The 5,479-nt window shown below is 49.9% G+C and carries 4 protein-coding genes; 1 reads left to right on the top strand and 3 read right to left on the bottom strand.

What is annotated here, in order from left to right; genetic code table 11:
• Positions 1-1,895, top strand: a 1,895-nt coding sequence (locus tag WA010_RS09405; protein WP_422556872.1) for a copper-translocating P-type ATPase, incomplete at its 5' end; no start/stop codon positions are given.
• Here the strand turns inward: WA010_RS09405 and WA010_RS09400 are convergent.
• From WA010_RS09400 to WA010_RS09390, 3 genes are all read right to left on the bottom strand, one after another.
• On the bottom strand, positions 1,892-2,605 hold the full coding sequence (locus WA010_RS09400; protein WP_422556871.1) for a pseudouridine synthase: 714 nt from the start codon (positions 2,603-2,605) through the stop codon (positions 1,892-1,894). The genes WA010_RS09405 and WA010_RS09400 overlap by 4 nt on opposite strands.
• On the bottom strand, positions 2,592-4,424 hold the full coding sequence (locus tag WA010_RS09395) for an ATP-binding cassette domain-containing protein (protein ID WP_422556870.1): 1,833 nt from the start codon (positions 4,422-4,424) through the stop codon (positions 2,592-2,594). The genes WA010_RS09400 and WA010_RS09395 overlap by 14 nt, the downstream gene beginning before the upstream one ends.
• Positions 4,425-4,519: 95 nt before the next feature.
• The coding region (locus tag WA010_RS09390) for a DHH family phosphoesterase (protein WP_422556869.1) at positions 4,520-5,479 on the bottom strand (960 nt) is incomplete at its 5' end.

Raw genomic sequence — 5,479 nt, 5'->3', positions numbered from 1 at the left:
CGATGATCGATCCCCAATCGCGCCAGTGGTTTGAAATGATTCTCTCCGCTCCGGTCGTATGGTGGGGTGGATCGATTTTTTATGTACGGGCTTACGAATCGGTACGCAACCGCAGTCTCAATATGTTTACCCTTATCGCACTGGGTACTGCAACCGCATGGAGTTACAGTGCCGTTGCCGTTTTGTTTCCGAATATATTTCCTGAAAATCTATCGATGCATATGGGGGTAATTCCCGTCTATTTCGAAGCGGCATCGGTTATTACTGCCCTCGTCTTGCTGGGGCAGGTATTGGAACTCCGTGCCCGCAGTCGAACCAACGATGCTATCCGGCTGTTGATGGGGCTTTCACCGAAGAATGCGCGTATTATCCGTGAAGACGGCAGTGAAGAGGACATCCTTCTTAATGCCGTACAATCAGGGGATCGGCTCCGTATCCGTCCGGGAGAGAAAATTCCGGTGGACGGTGACGTGATCGAAGGGGAGAGTCATGTGGACGAATCGATGGTGACCGGAGAACCGATCCCCGTTTCCAAAAAGAGAGGAGAGCATCTGATCGGTGCGACGATCAACACGACGGGCAGTCTCATTATGTTGGCGCAGAAAGTGGGAGCCGATACCCTCCTCTCTCAGATTATAGCGATGGTCTCGCAGGCACAGCGTTCCCGTGCACCGATCCAAAAAACCGCTGATACGGTATCAGGTTATTTTGTCCCTGTGGTGATTTTTATCGCCGTGGCGACGTTTACCGTTTGGTATCTTTTCGGACCTGAACCGGCGTTAGGCTATGCTCTCGTCAATGCTGTCGCGGTATTGATTATCGCATGTCCGTGTGCGCTGGGGTTGGCTACCCCCATATCGATCATGGTGGGGACGGGCAAAGGGGCAATGGCGGGTGTTTTGATCAAAAACGCAGAGGCATTGGAGATGATGGAAAAGATCGATACCCTCGTTGTCGATAAGACGGGGACGTTAACGGAGGGAAAACCGAAACTGGTTTCCGTTATCGTACAAGAGGGATGGGATGAAAACAAAATTGTTTCTTTGGCGGCCTCATTGGAGCGTTCCAGCGAACACCCGCTCGCCTCAGCGGTAGTGAACGGCGCGCAGGAGAGAGGATTGCCACTGATTGAAACGGATCAGTTCCGATCGGTAACGGGGAAAGGGGTTATCGGAAAAGTCGAGGGGTTGGAAATCGCCTTGGGAAATATCAAACTGATGGAAGAACTGGGGATCGAAACGGCAGGACTCTCGGCTGTGGCGGACGGTTTGCGCCATGAAGGGGAGAGCGTGATGTTTCTTGCCATCGATAATACGCTAGCAGGGCTACTCGGGGTTGCCGACCCGATCAAAGAGACCACCGCGCAAGCAATCCGTGATTTGCATGAAGAGGGGATAACGGTCGTGATGCTCAGCGGAGACAGCCGCATCACCGCTGAAGCGGTTGCCACCCGATTGGGGATCGATCGCTTTGAAGCCGAAGTATTGCCGCAGCAAAAAGCCGAAACGATAAAACGGCTCCAAAGTGAGGGGCATATCGTCGCGATGGCAGGGGATGGGATCAACGATGCCCCCGCACTGGCTCAGGCGCAGGTGGGGATTGCTATGGGGAGCGGAACCGATGTCGCAATGGAGAGTGCGGGAATCACCCTCATCAAAGGTGACCTTCGCGGGATCGTCCGCGCACGCCGTCTTAGCCGCGCCACGATGCGCAATATTCGCCAAAATCTCTTTTTTGCCTTTATTTACAACAGTGCGGGGATACCGATTGCGGCGGGAGTCCTTTATCCGTTTTTCGGAGTACTGCTCTCTCCGATGATTGCGGCGGCAGCTATGAGTTTCAGCTCGGTGTCGGTGATTACGAATGCATTGAGATTGAGAGGGGAAAAGCTTTAAAGATCTTCGATGGTCTTTTTTGGATCGATCAAACAGTATTCACCTGATGCTAAATTATTCATAGTGAGGTTTCCGAAGCTAGAGCGGTGCAGTGCGGTGACATGATTCCCCACCGCCGCAAACATCCGCCGTACCTGATGGTAACGCCCTTCGGTAATCTCTAACGTAACGTGCATATTATCAATGATAGTGAGTTTTGCAGGAAGACACGGGCTTTTTTCGCCGTTTAATATTAACGTTCCTGAAGCGAATATTTCCGCTTCATCTCCTCTAAGCGGTCGATCCAAAGTTGCTTCGTAAATTTTGGCAACATGGTGGCGTGGGGAGGTGAGGCGATGGAGGAGTGCGCCGTCATCGGTGAGGAGGAGCAGTCCGCTCGTATCTTTGTCAAGCCGTCCGATGGTGGAGATTTTCGGATCGCGCAGTCTCCATCGTGGTGGGAGGAGGTCGTAGACGAGGTTTCCCTCACCGTCGTCGTGGGAGCAGACAAGTCCTTGCGGTTTGTGCATCAGTATCACCATCCCAGCAGGGGGATCGAGAGGTTCGCCATCAAATAGGATATGTTCGTGTAACACTTTAGTATCGGGTTTTAGGGGGATGTTTTCAATATGGGTGATGATGCTTTCACGTATGAGGGAAGCAACCTCTTTACGAGTGCAATACCCCAATGAAGAGAGGAGTTTGTCGAGGCGTATTTTAGAGCTCTTCAATCTTCGCCTCGTATTCGGCTTCGATACGCGCTATCTCATCGCTCGCGATTTCGAGACGTTCGAATAACTCTTCGATCATCTTCTCATCATCACCAACGCTTTTGGAGAGTTCGAGGAGTTTGGACGTCTCCCCTTGGTTTGAATAGGTGCTTAGTTGCTCGTGAGAGGTTTTGAGTTTCTCTTCGAGCTTCATGATGGTGTTTTCGCAATGATCCACCTCTTTTTTGAGGGGGCTGAGGAGTTTGGAGCGCTCTTGGATGAGGGTGGCTCGAAGCTGTTTGTTCTCTTTTTTATTGACGTTTTGGGTCACTTTTACAGCTTTTGGTGCATCGGTGATCTCTTCATCCCATCCGATTTTCTCCAAAAAGTCATCGTATCCGCCATCAAAAAACTCGGCATTCCCCTCACGGAAGATGATGAGCTGATCGGCTAACTCACGCAATAGCATCTCGGAGTGGGTGACGATGACGACGGAACCCTCGAATCGCTTTAGTGCGTCGCAGAGTGAATCGATGGACTGCATATCGAGGTGATTGGTCGGCTCATCGAGGAAGAGGAGGTTTGCGGGGGTGGCGATGATTTTTCCCAGCATGACGCGGCTGCGCTCCCCCCCTGAGAGGATATTGATTTTTTTATCGGCATCATCACCGCTGAACATCATCGTTCCGCAGATTCCACGGATACGGACATTTTGCAAGGTGTTGTCGGCACTTTGTATCTCTTCGGTGATCGTGCGGTTTTTATCGAGGCGGTCGATGTTGGTCTGACCGAAATGGGCGATGGCGGTGGAGGGGTGTGAGGTGATCTCACCGTTTGGCGTCAAAACTCCCGCAAGGGTGTTGAGGAGGGTCGATTTCCCTTTACCGTTTTTCCCGATGATGGCGAGGCATTTTTTCGCCTCCAACGCAAACGAGAGCTTTTGGAACAGCAGTTCATCGCTAGTGTAGCCAAACGATAGCTCTTTCACCTGCATGATCACTTTTGCGGGGGTAGGGTGATAGGAAAACGAAAAAGAGAGATCTTTTTCACCTTCCAGTGACTCCATCGTTCCCATCTTATCCAGCTCTTTTTGCTTGGATTGAGCCAATGTCGCGGTGGAAGCGCGGGCTTTGTTGCGGGCGACGAAATCCTCTAACTCGGCACGCTTTTTATCGTGGTTGATTTTGGTCTTCTCATACAGCTCGTCTTCGCTTGCCATCATCTCATAATATTTGTGGCTGTTTCCCTTGATAATACTGACACAGCGACGGCGCAATCCCATCGTGTGGGTCGTGACCGAATCCATAAAATCACGATCATGGGTAATGAGGATCACTTCCCCCTCGAACGCACGTATAAAAGAGGCGAGCCAGCGGAGAGAGACAATGTCGAGGTAGTTGGTCGGCTCATCGAGGAGCAGCAGATTCGGTTCTGTGACGAGGAGTTTCACGAGGTTGAGGCGGATTTGATACCCTCCTGAAAAACTGAGCGGGTCTTTTTCTAAATCGTCCTGCGTAAACCCTAGACCGAAGAGGATTTTTTCGACGCGATAGACCTCATGCTCCATATCACCTGTCAGGACAGAAGCACACTCTTCACGGACGGTTTTGTGGGTGAAGTGGAGGTGCTGACGGAGTGTACCGATGCGGTAATTTTTCGGGATAATGATCTCTCCCGAATCATGCGGTTCTTCATCCAAAATGATTTTAAAGAGGGTCGATTTACCCGTCCCGTTGCGTCCGACGAATCCAACTTTGTTTCCGACGTTCAGTTTGAGGGATAGGTTCTCAAAGAGAACTCGTGTCCCGAAACTTTTGGTGAGGTTGTTGATTTGAATCAAGTATGAATCCTTGTCGTCATTCCCAACTCGATTGGGAATCCAGTATTATTTAAGAAAGATGGATCCCCGATCAGGTCGGGGATGACAAATTGAAGTTACTCTTCAACCTTATGTGGTAATTTACCGGGCATTGCCTCTTTGTTGGCGAGCATATCTTCCATTTGACGTTTCACTTTGTCGTAGCGGAATTGTTCTTTGAACCCTTGGATTCGTCCTCCCGCCGCGTTGGGATGTCCGCCACCGCCGACCCATTCACCTGCCATCATGGCGACATCGACTTTGTCATGTCCGCGCAGACTCATCGTCCCGCGTGTACCGACATCGACGATAAAATCAAAATCGGGAAATTCGGTCAAAAAGCCGTTGCCGATGATCGAAGTGTTGCCCAAGCCGTAACTCAAAAATCCTCTCCACCCTTTGTAATAGATCGTCATAGTCGAGCGCTTGGTTCCGAGCAAGGCAACAATATGTTTCGTTGATAGATTGTCAAGCGTATCATCCACACCGTCTTTAAAAAACTCTTTTTTCATTTTATGAAGTGCTTCATCAAGGACGATATTGGCATTCGGAAGAAATCGCATCGTTGCGGCATGTTCGAGCATAGCGAGTTTGTATTCACGGTCTTCATTTCCGAACATGACACGGCTAAGTTCTTTCGCATCGCTGATAAGACGCATACACACTTTACCGTATTCAAAATCTTCTTCTTCATTCTGGTGCCAAAGATCGACGGCATTGACGACGGCGACAAATGCTTCGAGCCATCCCCCTGTTTCTAATCCATAGTGCTGAAGCGCATATTCATAGACGATTTTGGTTGCACATCGTTCGGTATCTAAAAAATACCATGGGTATTGCGCTGCCGTATCTTTGCCACTTCCATGATGATCAAGGAGAGTAATGGTGATTTTCCATCCGCTATCATTGAGTCGGTTCACTTCAGCATTCAGCCATTTTGCCTCTTCAGGATAGAGATTGAGGTCACTGATAAGAATAGTCGCTTCTTGTTTACTTTTTTTGATTGATTCAATAATCTCTTCGAGACGGTCCATTAC

Origin of the sequence: Sulfuricurvum sp., from assembly GCF_049305995.1 — a bacterium.
In the GTDB taxonomy this organism is placed as follows: Bacteria; Campylobacterota; Campylobacteria; order Campylobacterales; family Sulfurimonadaceae; genus Sulfuricurvum.
Note: the sequence above shows the minus strand (reverse complement) of the source record. Positions and strands in the feature narration are given on the sequence as shown.